This is a genomic window from Streptomyces sp. NBC_01471 (genome assembly GCF_041438865.1).
Classification (GTDB): Bacteria; Actinomycetota; Actinomycetes; order Streptomycetales; family Streptomycetaceae; genus Streptomyces.
The window spans coordinates 710786-727786 of sequence record NZ_CP109450.1 but is presented as its reverse complement, the minus strand read 5'-3'; the positions used below and the strand labels follow the sequence as shown (position 1 = coordinate 727786).

The following is a 17001-nucleotide window of genomic DNA, read 5'->3' as shown; positions in this document are numbered from 1 at the left end:
CCGACGGAGACCCCAGCACAGCAGAGGAAGCACTGCACGAAGGGGAAGCCATGACAGCGACGACCGACGGAAGCCCCGGAGCCATGGAGCCCCGCGCAGCCTCGGCAACCGGAACAGCTGAAACAACCGAATCCACGGAAACCACCGACACGATCCTTGCCGGGCACCCGGTGCGGGACGCCGCGGAGCGGGCCGCAGGGCGTTCGGTCGACTATCTGCTGGGAACCCAGGACGCCCAGGGCTGGTGGAAGGGCGACCTGGAGACGAACGTAACCATGGACGCCGAGGACCTGCTGCTGCGGCAGTTCCTCGGAATCCAGGACGAGCGCACCACGCGGGCCGCCGGACAGTTCATCCGCGGCGAGCAGCGCGCGGACGGCACCTGGGCCACGTTCTTCGAGGGCCCCGGCGAACTCTCCACGACCATCGAGGCGTACGTGGCGCTGCGGCTCGCCGGGGACGACCCCGACGCCCCGCACATGGCACTCGCGTCCGCCTGGATCCGCGCCCACGGAGGCGTGGCGGCGAGCCGGGTGTTCACCAGGATCTGGCTCGCTCTCTTCGGATGGTGGAAATGGGACGACCTCCCCGAGCTACCACCTGAGATGATTTTCCTGCCCAAGTGGTTCCCGCTCAACATCTACGATTTCGGCTGCTGGGCCCGGCAGACCATCGTGCCGCTGACCGTCGTCTCCGCGAAGCGCCCGGTCCGCCCGGCCCCCTTCGCGCTCGACGAACTGCACACCGACCCGGCCGATCCGAATCCGGCCAAGCGCCCGGCCCCGCTGGTCAGTTGGGACGGAGCCTTCCAGCACCTCGACCGGGCGCTGCACATCTACCACAAGGTCGCCCCGCGAAGACTCCGCAAGGTGGCCATGAACGCGGCAGCCCGCTGGATCATCGAGCGGCAGGAGAACGACGGCTGCTGGGGCGGCATCCAGCCGCCCGCCGTGTACTCGGTCATCGCCCTCCACCTGCTCGGCTACGACATCGACCACCCCGTGATGCGGGCGGGCCTGGAGTCGCTGGACCGGTTCGCCATCTGGCGCGCGGACGGCGCCCGCATGATCGAGGCCTGCCAGTCCCCGGTGTGGGACACCTGTCTGGCCACGATCGCGCTGGCCGACGCGGGCCTGAGCCCCGACCACCCGGCGCTCGTCAGGGCCGCCGAGTGGATGCTCGCCGAGGAGATCGACCGCCCCGGCGACTGGTCGGTGCGCCGCCCCGGACTCGCCCCCGGCGGCTGGGCCTTCGAGTTCCACAACGACAACTACCCCGACATCGACGACACCGCCGAGGTCGCCCTCGCACTGCGCCGGGTCCGGGTGCCGGACCGGGCACGGCTGGAAGGGGCCATCGCACGCGGCGTGCGCTGGAACCTCGGCATGCAGTCCAAGGACGGCGGCTGGGGCGCCTTCGACGCCGACAACACCAGCCCGTTCCCCAACCGGCTGCCGTTCTGCGACTTCGGCGAGGTCATCGACCCGCCGTCGGCCGACGTCACCGGCCATGTCGTGGAGATGCTCGCCGTCGAGGGCAAGGCGCACGACCCGCGCACCCGGCGCGGCGTCGAGTGGCTGCTCGCCGAACAGGAGGCGACCGGTGCCTGGTTCGGGCGCTGGGGCGTCAACTACATCTACGGCACCGGGTCGGTGGTCCCGGCCCTCACCGCGGCCGGGCTGCCCGTCTCCCACCCGGCGATCCGCCGTGCGGTCACCTGGCTGGAGTCCGTACAGAACGAGGACGGCGGCTGGGGCGAGGACCTGCGCTCGTACAAGGAGGAGGCGTGGATCGGGCACGGCGCTTCGACCCCCTCCCAGACCGCCTGGGCGCTGCTCGCGCTGCTCGCGGCGGGGGAGCGGGAGAACAAGGCCGTGGAACGGGGAGTCACCTGGCTCGCCGAGACGCAGCGCCAGGACGGCGCCTGGGACGAGCCGTACTTCACCGGTACCGGCTTCCCCTGGGACTTCTCGATCAACTACAACCTCTACCGGCAGGTCTTCCCGCTGACCGCGCTGGGACGGTACGTCCACGGTGAGCCCTTCTCCGGAACCCGGCAGGGGAGCTGATGGCAGAGGCCCCGGACAGCGCTCCGCTGCTGATCGCCTGCGCGCTCGGCATCGAGCGGTTCGCCCTGCGCACGGGCGCCGGCCGCGGCGGCGCACCGGGCCCGGTGACCGTACTCCGTACGGGCATGGGACCCGAGGCGGCCGCGTACGCCGTCACCCGCACACTCGGCGAGCTCCCCTCGCGGGAGTCCGCCGTGATCGCGTCCGGTTTCTGCGCCGGTCTCGCACCCGGAATGCATCCGGGTGACGTGATCGTCGCCGATGAGACCAGGGACAGCAGGGGCGCCACAGCCTGCGTGGGCACCGAGGTGCTCGCGAAGGCGCTCGCCGCCGCCCTGCCCGGGCGTACTGTGCACACCGGTCCGCTGACCGGGTCAGACCATGTTGTACGCGGCCACGAAAGGGCCGAGCTGCGTGCCACAGGGGCGATCGCCGTGGACATGGAATCCTCGGCGACGCTCTGGAGCGCCGTACGGACCGGGCCCCGCCCGGTTGCGGCCGTACGAGTGGTCGTGGACGCTCCAGAACATGAACTCGTCCGTATTGGGACGGTACGCGGTGGAATATCGGCCTTCCGCGTACTCCGTGCCGTCCTACCAGCTTTCTATGAATGGCACCGTTCTTTGCTGCTCCCCAGGAGGTGAGCTAGATGGCCATGCCGCTCCGTCAGACCATCAGGGTCGGGACGTATCTCTTCGAACAGAAGCTCCGCAAGCGTGAGAAGTTCCCGTTGATCGTGGAGCTGGAGCCGCTCTTCGCGTGCAACCTCGCATGTGAGGGCTGCGGGAAGATCCAGCACCCGGCGGGAGTGCTCAAGCAGCGCATGCCGGTGGCGCAGGCAGTGGGGGCCGTCCTTGAATCGGGTGCTCCGATGGTTTCCATCGCGGGTGGTGAGCCCCTCATGCACCCGCAGATCCATGAAATCGTGCGCCAGCTGGTGGCGAAGAAGAAATATGTCTTCCTCTGCACCAACGCGATGCTGATGCGCAAGAAGATGGAAAAGTTCACACCGTCGCCCTACTTCGCGTTCACCGTGCACATCGACGGGCTGCGCGAGCGGCACGACGAGTCGGTGGCGAAGGAGGGAGTGTTCGACGAGGCCGTGGAGGCCATCAAGGAGGCGAAGCGGCGCGGTTTCCGCGTCACGACCAACTCCACGTTCTTCAACACCGACACCCCCCAGAACATCATCGAGGTGCTCAACTACCTCAATGACGACCTGGAGGTGGACGAGATGATGATCTCGCCCGCCTACGCCTACGAGAAGGCCCCGGACCAGGAGCACTTCCTGGGGGTCGAACAGACCCGGGAGCTTTTCAAGAAGTCCTTCGCGGGCGGCAACAGGCGCCGCTGGCGCCTGAACCACTCGCCGCTCTTCCTGGACTTCCTGGAAGGCAAGGTGGACTTCCCCTGCACCGCGTGGGCCATTCCCAACTACTCGCTCTTCGGCTGGCAGCGACCCTGCTATCTGATGAACGACGGGTATGTCCCCACGTACAAGGAGCTGGTCGAGAAGACCGACTGGGACAAGTACGGCCGGGGCAAGGACGACCGCTGCGCCAACTGCATGGCGCACTGCGGTTACGAGCCGACTGCCGTACTCGCCACGATGGGCTCCCTCAAGGAGACCATTCGCGCCGCACGCGAGACCGTGTCAGGAAACCGCGGGTGACGTGACGGTCGCAGGAGAGCCCGTCGCACCCGGGCTCCCCGAGCCGCCGGCCCGACCTGCCCAGGTCGGGCCGGCGGCCGTCGGCGCGTACGCGCCGGTTCCGGTGCCGTCGGTGGCGCGGGCGCAGGCTCCGTCACCGACTGCACCGGGTGTGTGAGCGATACGAATCCGAGAGGGGGCCTGAGCGTGTCGATCTTGGAGAATATCCGGGGACCGCACGACCTGAAGGCGCTCGCCGAGGCGGAACTCGGTGAACTGGCCGTAGAAATAAGGGAGTTCCTGATCCAGGCGGTGGCCAGGACCGGCGGACACCTGGGGCCGAACCTGGGGGTGGTCGAACTCGCCGTCGCACTGCACCGGGTCTTCGACTCACCCGTCGACCGCATCCTGTGGGACACCGGCCACCAGAGTTATGTGCACAAGCTGCTCACCGGCCGGCAGGACTTCTCCAAACTGCGCAGCAAGGGCGGCCTCTCCGGCTACCCGTCCCGCGAGGAGTCCGAGCACGACGTCATCGAGAACTCGCACGCCTCGACGGTGCTGGGCTGGGCCGACGGGCTGGCCAAGGCCAACGAGGTGCTCGGCCGGACCGGCCACGTGGTCGCCGTGATCGGCGACGGCGCACTCACCGGCGGCATGGCCTGGGAGGCGCTCAACAACATCGCCGCCGCCAGGGACCGCCCGCTGATCATCATCGTCAACGACAACGGGCGCTCGTACGGCCCGACGACCGGCGGCCTGGCCAACCACTTCGCCACCCTCCGTACGACCGACGGCTACGAGCGGGCCCTCGCCTGGGGCAAGGAGGTCCTCCAGTCGACGCCCGTCCTGGGACAGCCGCTGTACGAGTCGCTGCACGGCGCGAAGAAGGGGTTCAAGGACGCCTTCGCACCGCAGGGCATGTTCGAGGACCTGGGGCTCAAGTACGTCGGCCCGGTCGACGGCCACGACCTGGCGGCCCTGCAGTCGGCACTGAACCGCGCCAAGCGCTTCCACGGGCCGGTGCTCGTGCACTGCCTCACCGAGAAGGGACGCGGCTACCGGCCCGCGCTGGAGGACGAGGCCGACCGCTTCCACACCGTCAGTGTCATGGACCCGCTGACCTGCGCACCCCTCGCTCCGCCCGGCGGACCCTCCTGGACCTCGGTGTTCGGCGCCGAGATCGCCGCGATCGGTGCCGAGCGGCCCGATGTCGTCGCCATCACGGCGGCGATGCTGCACCCGGTCGGCCTCACCGAGTTCGCCGAGCGCTTCCCCGACCGGGTCTGGGACGTCGGGATCGCCGAACAGCACGCCGCGGTGTCCGCCGCCGGGCTCGCCACCGGTGGGCTGCATCCGGTGGTCGCCGTGTACGCGACCTTTCTCAACCGGGCCCTCGACCAGCTTCTGATGGACGTGGCCCTGCACCGGTGCGGGGTGACGTTCGTCCTCGACCGGGCCGGGGTCACCGGGGTCGACGGCCCCTCGCACAACGGCATGTGGGACATGTCCGTCCTGCAGGCCGTACCGGGACTGCGCATAGCCGCGCCGCGGGACGCCGACCAGCTCCGCGCCCAGCTGCGGGAGGCGGTCGACGTGGACGACGCGCCGACCGTACTGCGCTTCCCCAAGGAAGCGGTGGGCGAGCCGGTCCCGTCGGTCGACCGGGTCGGCGGCATGGACGTACTGCACCGGGCCGACCGGCCCCAGGTACTGCTGGTCGCCGTCGGAGTGCTCGCCCCGGTCTGCCTGCACGCGGCCGAACTCCTCGAAGGACGCGGCATCGGCTGCACCGTCGTCGACCCGCGCTGGGTCAAACCCGTGGACGCCGAACTCCCGGGGCTCGCCGCCGCACACCGGCTGGTCGCGGTCGCCGAGGACAACAGCCGCAGCGGCGGCGTGGGTTCGGCGGTCGGCCAGGCCCTGCGCGACGCCGGGGTCGACGTACCGCTGCGGACCTTCGGAATCCCCGAGCAGTTCCTCCCGCACGCCAAACGAGCCGAAGTGCTGGCCGACATCGGGCTCACGCCCGTCGAGATCGCAGGACGGATCAGCGCCGCCCTGAAAGCCAAGGAGAAGACGGAATGACGGAAGGCGCACCCAAGGGTTTCGATCTGACGACCCTGCTCGCCGAGCGAGGTGCCGAGCGCTACGAGCTGCACACCCGGTACCTGAACCACCAGCTGCCGAGGATGCTGCACACCATCGGCTTCGACAACGTCTACGAGCGCGCCGAGGGCGCCCACTTCTGGGACGCGGACGGCAACGACTACCTCGACATGCTCGCGGGCTTCGGGGTCATGGGGCTCGGCCGGCACCATCCGGTCGTCCGCAAGGCGCTGCACGACGTCCTGGACGCCTCACTGGCCGACCTGACCCGCTTCGACTGCCAGCCGCTGCCCGGACTGCTCGCCGAGAAGCTGCTGGCGCACTCGCCGCACCTGGACCGGGTGTTCTTCGGCAACAGCGGTACGGAAGCCGTCGAGACGGCACTGAAGTTCGCCAGGTATGCCACCGGGAAGCCCAGGATCCTGTACTGCTCGCACGCCTTCCACGGGCTGACGACCGGCTCGCTCTCGGTCAACGGCGAGGACGGCTTCCGCGACGGCTTCGCACCGCTGCTGCCCGACACGGCCATCGGGATGGGCGATCTGGCCGCGCTGGAACGCGAGTTGAAGCGCGGCGACGTGGCGGGCTTCGTCGTCGAGCCGATCCAGGGCAAGGGCGTCCTGGAGTCCCCGCCCGGCTTCCTGCGCGCGGCCCAGGACCTGCTGCACCGGTACAAGGCGCTGCTGATCGCCGACGAGGTGCAGACGGGACTCGGCAGGACCGGCGACTTCTACGCCTACCAGCACGAGGAGGGCGTCGAACCGGACCTGGTCTGTGTGGCCAAGTCGCTCTCGGGCGGCTACGTGCCGGTCAGCGCGACCCTGGGCAAGGACTGGATCTTCAAGAAGGTCTACTCGTCCATGGACCGGGTGCTCGTCCACTCGGCCAGCTTCGGCTCCAACGCCCAGGCCATGGCCGCCGGGCTCGCCGTGCTCTCGGTCATGGAGGACGAGGAGACCGTCGCCCACGCCCGCGCGACCGGCGAGCTGCTGAAGTCCCGGCTGGCCGCGCTCATCCCCCGGTACGAACTGCTGCACGACGTACGCGGCCGGGGGCTGATGATCGGCATCGAGTTCGGCCGCCCCACGTCGTTGAAGCTCCGCAGCCGGTGGACCATGCTCCAGGCGGCCCGCAAGGGGCTCTTCGCGCAGATGGTCGTCGTACCGCTGCTCCAGAAGCACCGCATCCTCACCCAGGTCTCCGGGGACCACCTGGAAGTGATCAAGCTGATTCCGCCACTGGTCATCGGTGAGGCGGATGTGGACCGTTTCGTCGAGGCGTTCACCGCGGTGATGGACGACGCGCACGGTGGCGGCGGACTCATGTGGGACTTCGGGCGGACCCTGGTGAAGCAGGCGGTCGCCAACCGCTGAGAGCCCTGACCGGACTTGAGCTTTTGCCTCAGAGGCAAAAAATTTGCCTCTGAGGCATTCCGCTGTCCCAATGGGGTGTATGAGCACCCCCGCAGAGGATCTGCCCGATGTCGCCCCGCGCCTGCGCGAACTGCGCCGGCGCGGGCGGCTCACGCTGGAGGCCGCGGCCCGCAGGGCCGGCCTCTCCCCGGCGCACCTCTCCCGCCTGGAGACCGGAGCCCGGCAGCCGTCGCTGCCCATGCTGCTGTCGCTGGCCCGCATCTACGGTACGTCGGTCTCCGAGCTGCTCGGCGAGGTGCCGCCCGAGCGCGACCCCGTCATCCGGGGCGACCGCCGGGACTCCGTCGAGGCCGACGGCTGGACGTACCACACGGCGGGCTCCCCGGGCCGGGCGATGCAGGCCCTGCGGGTGCAGGTGCCGTACGGGGCGCAGGGCGAGCTGGTCCGGGTCCATCCCGGCGAGGAGTGGCTGTACGTCCTCAGCGGGAAGCTGCGGCTGACCCTCGGCGACGCGGCGCACGACCTCGACCCCGGGGACAGTGCCCACTTCGACTCGCTCACCCCGCACCGGATCGCCGCCGCGACCCGGGCCGGGACCGAGCTGCTCTTCGTGCACACCCTGCTGCAGAGCCCCGGCCTGCACTGACCCTGATTCTCTCCCCCCGCCCGAGACCCGATCCGACGAGAGGCCCGCCATGCCGGAAACACCCGAAGACACGCACGAGGAGAAGAAGTTTCCCCGGGGACTCGTCATCCGGCTCGTCGCCTACCTGGTGGCGGGGCACCTCTTCGCCGGGTTCGTCTATCTGCTGTTCACGCTCGGCGGTCAGCAGTAGCCCTGTCCCGGCAGTCGCTCAGGAGGCGTCTTCGAGCAGCCGGGCGCGCAGCTTCTCGCGCGTCTCCGGGGTGAGCTTCAGGCCCTCGGTGAGATAGCGGTCGGTGGTACCCCAGGTCTCGTCGATGGCGGTGAAAGCGGTCTCCAGGTATTCGGCGCGGGCCTCGAAGAGCGGGCTCAGCAGCCGCATGACCTCGTCGGAGTGCGCGCCGGCCGACTCGTCGCTGCGCTTGACCAGGTAGCGCCTGCGGGGATCGTTCGACTTGAGGTAGTCCGCCTCGACGGCGTCGCGCTCCACGCCCACCGCGAGCAGCGTCACCGCTATCGAGAGTCCCGCCCGGTCCTTGCCCGCCGCACAGTGCATCAGGGCCGGCACGCTGTCCTCGGCGAGGTCGTGCAGCACCCGGCTGTGCTCGGCGGTCCTGGTCGTGATGATCGACCGGTACGAGTCGGCCATCCGGCCCGCGGCCCGGTCGTCGGAGAGGACCCGCCGCAGCTTGTCCAGATCGCCGTCGCGCACCATTCGCCAGAACTCGGAACCGTCCGCCGGGTCCGTCAGGGGGATGTTGACATTGCGGACGCCCGTCAGCTCGACGTCCCGTCCGTCCAGGGACACGTCGGCGGCGTTGCGGAAGTCGAAGATCGTGTGCAGCCCCAGCGAGGACAGGAAGGCGGCGTCCTCGGCGGTGGCGTGCGCGAGGTGACCGCTGCGGAACAGCCTTCCCTGGCGTACCCGTCGGCCGTCCACGGTCGGCAGTCCGCCCACGTCGCGGAAGTTGCGCACCCCGGCCAGCTCGGGTTCTGCCGACGGGACCTGCGGAAGTTGCTGCGTCACGGGGCTCCTCGGTGTCCTGCCGGCGTCGTGGTTCGCCGCCGTCGGCGCGTGGTGGACCTGGCGGTCCGGCCGTGTCGTAACGGCCCTGGATTTCCGACGATACGACATCCGTGCGTCATGCAGGCATCGTGCCCCGGAGAAGCGGGAGGGCGCTCCTTATTCCGCCTTTAGACAAACTGACCAGGTGGTCTTTCTCACGGCCTGTCACCCCGTATATACGGTCGCGTAGGTCACATCGTGAGGTGCAGGATTGGCCGTTGTGGCAGACGATTCGGCAATCAAGAACAGAGACATCATCGGGTCGTACGCGGCGATCGGCGACAGCTTCACCGAGGGCGTCGGGGACCCCGGCCCCGACGGGACCTTCGTGGGCTGGGCCGACCGGCTCGCCGTACTCCTGGACGACCGCGTCCCCGAACACACCTTCCGATACGCGAACCTCGCGGTACGCGGACGGCTCCTCGACCAGATCGTCGACGAGCAGGTCCCGCGGGCCAAGGAGCTCGCCCCCGACCTGGTCAGTTTCTCGGCGGGCGGCAACGACATCATCCGGCCGGGCTCCGACCCGGACGACGCGGCCGAGCGCTTCGAGCGGGCGCTCGCCGATCTGACCGGCTCGGTCGGCACCGTCATGGTGACCACCGGGTTCGACACCCGGGGTGTCCCGGTCCTGCGCCATCTGCGCGGCAAGATCGCCACGTACAACGAGCACGTCCGGGTCATCGCCGCACGGCACCACGCCCCGGTGCTCGACCTCTGGTCGCTCAAGACCGTCCAGGACCGGCGCGCCTGGGACGCCGACCGGCTGCATCTGTCGCCCGAGGGCCACACACGCGTCGCGCTGCGGGCCGCGCAGGTGCTGGGCCTCGACGTCCCCGCCGACCCGGACCAGCCGTGGCCCCCGGAGCCGCCGCGCGGCTCGGCGGCGGTGCGGCGCGACAACATCCAATGGGCCCGCGAACACCTGGTGCCGTGGATAGGCCGCAGGCTCCGCGGGGAGTCCTCCGGCGACCACGTCGGGGCCAAGCGCCCCGACCTGCTGCCGCTCTGACGCGAGCCCGCAGGCCCCCGGCACGGATCCGGCGCGACAGATCCGTGCCGCGGTGGCGCCGGGGACCGTTCACGGGGCCGTTCCCCGAGCCGTCGTGCCCGCCGCACATAATGGATCGACACCGCACACCTGGAGGTCCTCGTGCCCGCTTCCCGTTCCCTGCCGCCCCGGCTCCGCGCGCTGCGGCCGGAGGGCTTCGGTGCGGACCCGGCCGGAGAGCGGATGGCGCGTATCCGCCGCTCGCCGAACTTCGCCGACGGAGAGTTCCAGAACCCGCTGGGCGCCAGGACCCGGCCGTCCGGCTCCATGGCCGAGTTCGCGAAGGTCTACTTCCGCAAGGAGGAGCGGGTCCTCAGGTTCCCCGAGGGCACCGTCCCCGTCCACGCCACCACCGTCGCCGACCTCGCGAAGCCGCCGGCCTCGGGGCTGCGGCTCACCTGGATGGGGCACTCCACCGTCCTCGCCGAGATCGACGGGCGGCGGGTGCTGTTCGACCCGGTCTGGGGGCAGCGCTGCTCACCGTTCTCGTTCGCGGGGCCCAAGCGGCTGCACCCCGTGCCGCTGCCGCTCGCGGCTCTGGGGCCCGTCGACGTCGTGGTGATCTCGCACGACCACTACGACCACCTGGACCTCCCCACCATCAAGGCCCTCGCGGGGACCGACACGGTCTTCGCCGTACCGCTCGGTGTGGGCGCCCACCTGGAGCGATGGGGCGTACCCGCCGCCCGGCTGCGCGAGCTGGACTGGAACGAGACCGCCGAGGTGGGCGGCATCCGGCTCACCGCCACCCCGGCCAGGCACTTCTGCGGCCGCGGGTTGCGCAACCAGCAGCACACCCTCTGGGCGTCCTGGGCCGTCGTGGGACCCGAGCACCGGATCTACCACAGCGGCGACACCGGGTACTTCCCCGGCTTCGTGGACATCGGCGCCGGGCACGGCCCCTTCGACGCCACGATGATCCAGATCGGCGCGTACTCGGAGTACTGGCCCGACATCCACATGACGCCGGCCGAAGGCGTGCGGGCACATCTGGACCTCCAGGGCGGGAAGCCCGGTGGCGTGCTGCTCCCCATCCACTGGGGCACCTTCAATCTCGCCCCGCACCCGTGGGCGGAGCCCGGCGAGTGGACCCGGGACGCCGCGGGGGAGGCCGGGCAGGCGGTGGCGCTGCCGCGGGCCGGTGAACCCTTCGAGCCTTCGGGCAAGCTCCCGTCCGAGCCGTGGTGGCGGGCGGTGTCCCCACCGATCGCCCACCCGTGGCGCGGCGCCGGGAAACCGGACACCACTCCTCCGGCGGGCCGGAGCGGTGTCGGCCTCGCGGAGGAACAGCACAGCTGAGCGCGATACCGCGTCTCCACCACCGAAGGGGGAGGCGCGGTACGGCAGTTGGCCGGGGAACGGCCTTCCGGCCGCCGCGCCGTGAACTGGAGGCCGCCGCGATGCCCACCGCACACCCGCGCCCCCGGCGCGCGCGTCGCCCAGCCCGCTCAGTCGCTCTGCCCGGTGCTCTGTCCGGCCTGCTCCCGGGCGCCGGTCTGCCGGGCCGCGGCCACGATGTTCTGGAGCGCGGTGAGGTGGTCGTCCAACGCCTGCCGGCCCACGGGGGAGAGGGACAGCCAGGTCCGGGGGCGCTTGCCGACGTGGCCCTTGCGGATGTCCAGATATCCGGCGGCCTCCAGTGCGGAAGCGGTCTTGCTGAGGACCGAGTCCGACACCTGGCAGCCGTCGCGTACGGCGGCGAACTCGGCCTCGTCGCACGCGGAGAGGAAAGCGGCGACGGTCAGCCGGGTCGGATGCTGGATCGTCTCGTCCAGGTCCGGCCCTCCCTGCTCCGGCCGAGTGCCTGTCACGCCGGCTCCGCCAGGGTCCGCCTGATCGCCGTGTTGCGGGCCACGCACACGGCCCACACTCCGAGGCCGAAGATGCCGAACGCCGTGAGCTGGGCTGCGCCCTGGCCCCCGCCGAGCACCCAGCACAGCCCTCCGGCGAGGGCGCCCGCCATCAACACGACCGGGAGCGCGACCCTGCTCCGCCACAGACGCGCGGGCCAGGACCGGGCGACCAGGACCCCGGCTCCCCTCCGCGCGGCCCGGGCGAGCACGACAGCGAGGGCGAGCCCCAGGAGCGACACCACGAGCCCGATCAGCGTGGCCTGACCGCCCCTTCCGTGGCTCCAGACCCGGACGCCGGTCGGCACTGTCAAGGCCACCGCCGCGGCCGGTCCGTACCACGCCGGGACAAGACCCGCCCTGAGGCGGGCCTGCTCCTGGGCCGTCCGTACGTCCCGCAGGGCGCCCGCGGCGTACTCCGCCGAGCCTGCCTCGGTCTTGAGGCGTACGGACTCGTTCTCCTGCGGCGGCATGATCACACCGGACCTTTCTGAGGACACACGATCGGGCTGACGCTTGCCATCGTGCCACATACTTTCCAGCATGGAAAGTGCTTGCCTGAGCCGATCGCGACTGCTCGGGGACCACGGCGTTCCGTCACTGGGGCATCGCGTCCGGGGCGGCGGGCGGGCCGGCCGGCCGGTTCGAGCGGCTGAGGGCGTTGGCCTCGGCGACGCGGGCCTGCAGCAGTTCGGCCGGGCCGACCGGGCGTACGCGGGCCGGGTCGGCGTCCCACTCGCGCCCGCCGCCCAGCGGCCGGAGCTGGAGCCACGGTCCCTCGTGCCCCATGACGATGCCGACGCGGTTGGCCGCGTTGTCGCGGACGGCCGTTCCGGGGCGGGGGAGTGCGGTGTCCGGCTCCGGCTGCCGGGTGTCGCTCACCGGCCCGCGCCCTTCGCGACGACGGCGGCCAGGGCGAGTGCGACCGGCGCGGAACACACCCCGAGGTACACGAGCGCGTACCGGGTACTCGTCGGGGCCTCGTCGTGTTCAGCCCCGGCCTCGAACCAGGGCGTGCGTACGTCCATGGCGGGGAGCTGGATCCCGGCACCGGTCAGAGCCTCGGCGAGCGCGTCACGCGCGTCGAGCGCCTCCTGGACTTTCGGACTGTCGGCGGAAGGCCGGTGGGGGGCGCGGCGGGGGAGCGGGGGACGCGTGGACATGGCTGGGGTCTCCTTGCGGTCGGTGTCCGGAGGAGCGGCGTGGGGCCGGGTCCGGATGGTTGTGCGGTTTCGCTGCCGGGCCCACCAGCCGTGAATTACGGTGCGTAGTGGGGGTGTTACGAGAATGACGCCCGAGCGGACCGGCGTGCGGCGATGGCGCGTTCCTGTTCCCCCGCGGTCCGTGGACGTTCCACACCTTCCACACGGAATGCGAGGGACGGACGGCCACGCGTGTATGTGTACCGGTACGGGGGCGAATTCCGGGCGGGCCGGAGCGCCCTGGAAGGAGCGCCATGCCGCAACGACGCCTCGTCACCAGCCGCAGCAAGGAGCCGCGCCAGCGATTCGCGGAGGAGTTACGGAAACTGCGCGCCCAGCACGGCCTCAGCCTGCGACAGCTCGGCGACCGACTGGGCTGGGACTACTCGCTGTTCGGCAAGATGGAGAAGGGTGAGACGCTGGGCGGGCCCGAAGTGGTCCAGGCGCTCGACCAGTTCTTCGGGACGCAGGGGATGCTGCTCGCCCTCTGGGAGCTGGCGACGGGGGACCGTACGCAGTTCCGGGAGCGGTACCGGCAGTACATGGCCCTGGAGGCGGATGCAGTGAGTCTGTGGCACTTCGCGGTGAGCGTGCTGCCGGGGCTGCTTCAGACTCCGGCCTACGCGCGCGAGGTTCTGGCGGCAGGCGGCCTCAAGGGAGACGAACTGGAGCAGCAGGTCAAGGCACGGATGGGGCGCCGTGACCTGCTGACGACAGACGAGGCGCCGACATTCCGAACGATCCTCTCCGAGGCTGCACTGCGCACGCCGCTGCTCGGTGCAGGGGAGTGGCGGGCGCAGTTGGAGTATCTGGCGGAGGCGGCGGAGCGGGACAACATCACCATTCATGTGCTGCCCCAAAGCGCCGGTCTGCACGCGCTGATGGGCTTCGATGTGTGGTATTTGCTTCTGCCGGAAGGCCGGACGGTGGTCTACACCGAGAACGGGTACCGGGGCGAACTCATCGAGGAAAGTGCGCCGGTTGTGCGCCTTCAGAAGGCGTACGATTCGGTGCGCGACCTGGCGATGTCCCCCTCAGAGTCGCGCAAGTACATCCTGCGCCTGTTGGAGGAAGTTTCGTGCGAATCGTCGACCTGAATGCCGTTACGTGGCGCAAGAGCAGCTACAGCAATCAGGACGGTGGCGCGTGCGTCGAGGTCTCCGATGACTTCGCCGCCATCGTCCCCGTACGCGACAGCAAGTACCCGGACGGCCCCGTCGTCACGTTCGCGGCGCACGGTTGGTCGTCCTTCGTATCCGCTCTGTGCGAGGGCGAGTTGAGCGCCTGAGCGCGGGCGCACCCTGAGCCATCGATGCGGCTCCCGCCGGCCGGAAAACGGTCAGCGGGGGCCGCGCCGTCGTGTTCGGGCCACCTCTCCAGCCGGATGGCCCGGCGCCGCCGGGGCTCCCGGCCGCCACCCACCGGACCGCACCGACGCGCACGGCATGGAGGAACGCGTGGTCGGCGGCGTGCGCCAGGGCGGGCTGGTGGATCGCGGCGGCTGCGTGCCGGGCGGGCGGCTCCGCATGGGTGGATTCGCCGGAACACGTTCGAAGACGGGCCCGCGCCGTGGGCCCCAGTGGTGCTGTGACCGTTCGAGCCCCTGGCCGGAAGAGGTACCACGGCATGCGACGTACTCCCCGACGCCGGTTGCTCGCCACGACGCTGTTCGCGGCATCCGTCCTGATCCCGATGACGGCGGCTCCCGCCATGACCGTCCATGCGGCGACCGCCGACCGGCACGAGGCGGACCAGCGCCCTGCCGGTGGTCTCGGCCCCGCGCTGACCGCCCGGCTCGACAAGGCGATCGAGGACGCCCGGCGACAGGCGGGCGTTCCCGGTGTCGCCGTCGGCCTGTGGATGCCGGGCAGGGGAAGCTACGTCCGCGCGACCGGTGTCGCCGACACCGTCACCGGCGAGCCGATGACCGTCGACCCCTTCGTGCGGATCGGCAGCGAGACCAAGACCTTCACCGTCACCGCGCTTCTCCAGCTCGTGGACGACCACCGGATCCGCCTGGACGACCCGATCTCCCGCTACGTCCACGGTGTGCCGGACGGCGACCGGATCACGCTCCGCCAACTCGCCGAGATGCGCAGCGGCCTGTTCCCGTACACCTCCGACGCGGACTTCACCCATGCCCTGTTGAGCGACCCGCACCGTTCCTTCACTCCGCACGAGGTGCTCGCGTACGGCTTCCGGCACGCGAACACCGCCGCACCGGGATCGGTGTTCCAGTACTCGAACACCAACCTGGTCCTCCTCGGCCTGGTGATCGAGAAGGTCACCGGTCACCGGCTCGCCGACGTCATCGATCACGAGGTGCTCCGCCCGGCGGGCCTGCACTCCACGCTGTTCCCGCACGGAGCCGAGTTCCCCGAACCGCATCCGCACGGGTACACCGACCAGACGCTGAGCGGAGCGGTCGCCGACGCCACGGACTGGAACCCCAGCTGGGCCTGGGCCGCCGGGGCGATGATCTCGAACCTGCACGACCTGCGCCGCTGGGCGGACGTCGTCGCCACCGGAAAACTGCTCAGCCCGCAGACCCAGGCGCAACGCCTCAAGACGCTGCCGACCGGCTTCCCCGGCGCCAGCTACGGCCTCGGCATCTTCGAGACCAACGGATGGATCGGGCACAACGGCTCAATCCCGGGATACGAGACCGTGACGGTCTATCTGCCCTCGCAGAAGGCCACCCTCGTGATCATGATCAACACGGACTCGACCAGTCAGGGCCAGGAGCCGTCCACCCTCCTCGCCCGCGCGATCACGGCAGTCGCCACGCCGGGCAACGTCTACGACGGCGCGGTCGTCACGCCGTAGGGCCTCTTCCTGGCAGGGGCGCTCTGCTGCTCAACCCCCCTTGTTGGGTAAGCGCGTTGCCACGAGGGCGGCACTGAGTGAGGATCGGGCCGGACCTCACCCCGGGGCGTGGGCCAGCTCACCGGCCGGACCCAGGGCCCGGGGTCGGTGCTGTGTCGATGGCGAAGCCGTTGCAGGATGAGGGGCTTACGCGGAGAAAGGGGCGGTCGGCTGGAACGGAACCCGGCCGAGGTCTACGGATCGGGACCGGAGTCCCGGCACGTGAGCAACAACTTTCGGTGGGGCTCAGCATGGTGGCGTTCGCCCGGCCCGGGGAGATTGGCTGACGTCGTGATCAGCAACGAGCAGGAATTTGACGTCGTGGTGCTGGGAATCAGCATGGTCGGCGCCGTGGTGGATATCGATGGAGTGCAGGGTTTCATCGACCAGACGAAGCATCCTTCCTGGTGGTCAAGTGACGTGGAACCTGCCAAGGCGGGGGATCGGCTTCACGTAGTTGTTCTCGATGATTCCAGGACACCGCCTCGGCTGAGCGCCCTGCGGATCGATATCGAGAATGGCCGGCGCGTTCGAGGTGAGGGCAGTCTCCGGGCTGTTTCCGACCTGGCGGCACCAGGCGCACCAAGGAGGCGGCTGATGTCGGACATGGGCTTCTACGTTGACGCCATGATGAGGAACGCGGTTCTCGGAATCCCGATGGGCGCACCTCCGGAGGCGTGGGAAGCGGAGCTCGGCGGAGAATTCCTGGACGATGTGCGGAAGTCGCGCATGCGCCGGGATTACGGGCTGATCGAAATCGCGTTCATCCGGAACTCGGGGGTCTGGGAGTCCGTGACGGCCTCGGTCCAGATCCATCGCCTGGCACGTGGACTGGAGGATGTCGTCCCGGCGCCGCTCACACACGCCTTCGGGGCGTTCTCCGAATGCGTCTGGTTCGATCCGTTCCGTGTGGAATTGGAAGCGCGTGGTGGTCGCCTGGTGGAGGTCGTGGACTCCTCCGGCAGGGGAGCCACGGAGTACCGGGAGGCCGAGGCCGGGACCTCGGTGTACGTAGTCGGAGAACCCCCCGTCGGTGACCGGGAGCCCGGCAGCCTCTGGTCGATCGTCCTGTCGCGTGGTGGTCGTTCGTAACCGTCCGGCAAGGCAGCGCGCCCCGTGCCC

Annotated in this window: 18 protein-coding genes; 13 read left to right on the top strand and 5 right to left on the bottom strand. The window is 70.2% G+C overall.

All coding sequences use genetic code 11. The features are described from left to right. The first annotated feature begins 50 nt into the window (after positions 1-50). From shc to OG285_RS03130, 7 genes are all read left to right on the top strand, one after another. A complete protein-coding gene (gene shc / locus OG285_RS03160; RefSeq protein ID WP_356834233.1) occupies positions 51-2069 on the top strand; it encodes a squalene--hopene cyclase in 2019 nt (672 codons plus the stop codon). Next, positions 2069-2713, top strand: a complete 645-nt coding sequence (locus OG285_RS03155; protein ID WP_356834231.1) for a 1-hydroxy-2-methyl-2-butenyl 4-diphosphate reductase — start codon at positions 2069-2071, stop codon at positions 2711-2713. Before shc ends, OG285_RS03155 begins: the two co-directional genes overlap by 1 nt. 5 nt (positions 2714-2718) lie before the next feature. Next, a complete protein-coding gene (gene hpnH, locus OG285_RS03150) occupies positions 2719-3741 on the top strand; it encodes an adenosyl-hopene transferase HpnH (protein ID WP_371790092.1) in 1023 nt (340 codons plus the stop codon). Between the two features lie 186 nt (positions 3742-3927). Further along, positions 3928-5808, top strand: a complete 1881-nt coding sequence (dxs, locus tag OG285_RS03145; protein WP_356834227.1) for a 1-deoxy-D-xylulose-5-phosphate synthase — start codon at positions 3928-3930, stop codon at positions 5806-5808. Continuing rightward, on the top strand, positions 5805-7202 hold the full coding sequence (locus OG285_RS03140; RefSeq protein WP_356834225.1) for an aspartate aminotransferase family protein: 1398 nt from the start codon (positions 5805-5807) through the stop codon (positions 7200-7202). The genes dxs and OG285_RS03140 overlap by 4 nt, the downstream gene beginning before the upstream one ends. A 79-nt stretch (positions 7203-7281) precedes the next feature. Next, complete coding sequence (locus tag OG285_RS03135) at positions 7282-7848, top strand: XRE family transcriptional regulator (protein ID WP_356834223.1); 567 nt, start codon at positions 7282-7284, stop codon at positions 7846-7848. 49 nt (positions 7849-7897) lie between these two features. Further along, positions 7898-8038: a DUF6126 family protein gene (locus OG285_RS03130; protein ID WP_356834221.1), complete on the top strand. Its 141-nt coding sequence runs from the start codon at positions 7898-7900 to the stop codon at positions 8036-8038. 18 nt (positions 8039-8056) lie between these two features. Here OG285_RS03130 and OG285_RS03125 read toward each other — a convergent pair whose 3' ends face one another. Further along, positions 8057-8872, bottom strand: coding sequence for a tyrosine-protein phosphatase (locus tag OG285_RS03125; RefSeq protein WP_371790091.1), 816 nt, complete (start codon positions 8870-8872; stop codon positions 8057-8059). A gap of 259 nt (positions 8873-9131) precedes the next feature. On the opposite strand from OG285_RS03125, the gene OG285_RS03120 reads away from it, so the two are divergent. After that, positions 9132-9923, top strand: coding sequence for an SGNH/GDSL hydrolase family protein (locus OG285_RS03120; protein WP_371790090.1), 792 nt, complete (start codon positions 9132-9134; stop codon positions 9921-9923). A 141-nt stretch (positions 9924-10064) separates the two neighbouring features. Beyond that, positions 10065-11261, top strand: coding sequence for an MBL fold metallo-hydrolase (locus OG285_RS03115; RefSeq protein WP_356834215.1), 1197 nt, complete (start codon positions 10065-10067; stop codon positions 11259-11261). A gap of 149 nt (positions 11262-11410) precedes the next feature. On the opposite strand, the gene OG285_RS03110 is transcribed toward OG285_RS03115, so the two are convergent. The 4 genes from OG285_RS03110 to OG285_RS03095 all read right to left on the bottom strand — a co-directional run bounded on the left by OG285_RS03110 (position 11411) and on the right by OG285_RS03095 (position 12975). Further along, complete coding sequence (locus tag OG285_RS03110; RefSeq protein WP_356834213.1) at positions 11411-11773, bottom strand: transcriptional regulator; 363 nt, start codon at positions 11771-11773, stop codon at positions 11411-11413. Further along, entirely contained in the window at positions 11770-12285 is a 516-nt protein-coding gene (locus OG285_RS03105) for a hypothetical protein (RefSeq protein WP_371790089.1), read from the bottom strand. Before OG285_RS03105 ends, OG285_RS03110 begins: the two co-directional genes overlap by 4 nt. A gap of 124 nt (positions 12286-12409) precedes the next feature. Further along, on the bottom strand, positions 12410-12601 hold the full coding sequence (locus OG285_RS03100; protein WP_356834434.1) for a hypothetical protein: 192 nt from the start codon (positions 12599-12601) through the stop codon (positions 12410-12412). Between the two features lie 89 nt (positions 12602-12690). Further along, the gene (locus tag OG285_RS03095) at positions 12691-12975 is read right to left on the bottom strand and encodes a hypothetical protein (RefSeq protein ID WP_356834209.1); all 285 of its coding nucleotides are present in this window, start codon (positions 12973-12975) and stop codon (positions 12691-12693) included. A 293-nt stretch (positions 12976-13268) separates the two neighbouring features. Here OG285_RS03095 and OG285_RS03090 point away from each other — a divergent pair, with 293 nt between their 5' ends. From OG285_RS03090 to OG285_RS03075, 4 genes are all read left to right on the top strand, one after another. Continuing rightward, positions 13269-14111, top strand: coding sequence for a helix-turn-helix domain-containing protein (locus tag OG285_RS03090; protein WP_371790088.1), 843 nt, complete (start codon positions 13269-13271; stop codon positions 14109-14111). After that, positions 14093-14302, top strand: coding sequence for a DUF397 domain-containing protein (locus OG285_RS03085; RefSeq protein ID WP_371790087.1), 210 nt, complete (start codon positions 14093-14095; stop codon positions 14300-14302). Before OG285_RS03090 ends, OG285_RS03085 begins: the two co-directional genes overlap by 19 nt. Positions 14303-14640: 338 nt before the next feature. Then, entirely contained in the window at positions 14641-15840 is a 1200-nt protein-coding gene (locus tag OG285_RS03080) for a serine hydrolase domain-containing protein (protein WP_371790086.1), read from the top strand. Positions 15841-16170: 330 nt separating this feature from the next. After that, entirely contained in the window at positions 16171-16971 is an 801-nt protein-coding gene (locus OG285_RS03075) for a hypothetical protein (protein WP_371790085.1), read from the top strand. Positions 16972-17001: the final 30 nt, after the last annotated feature.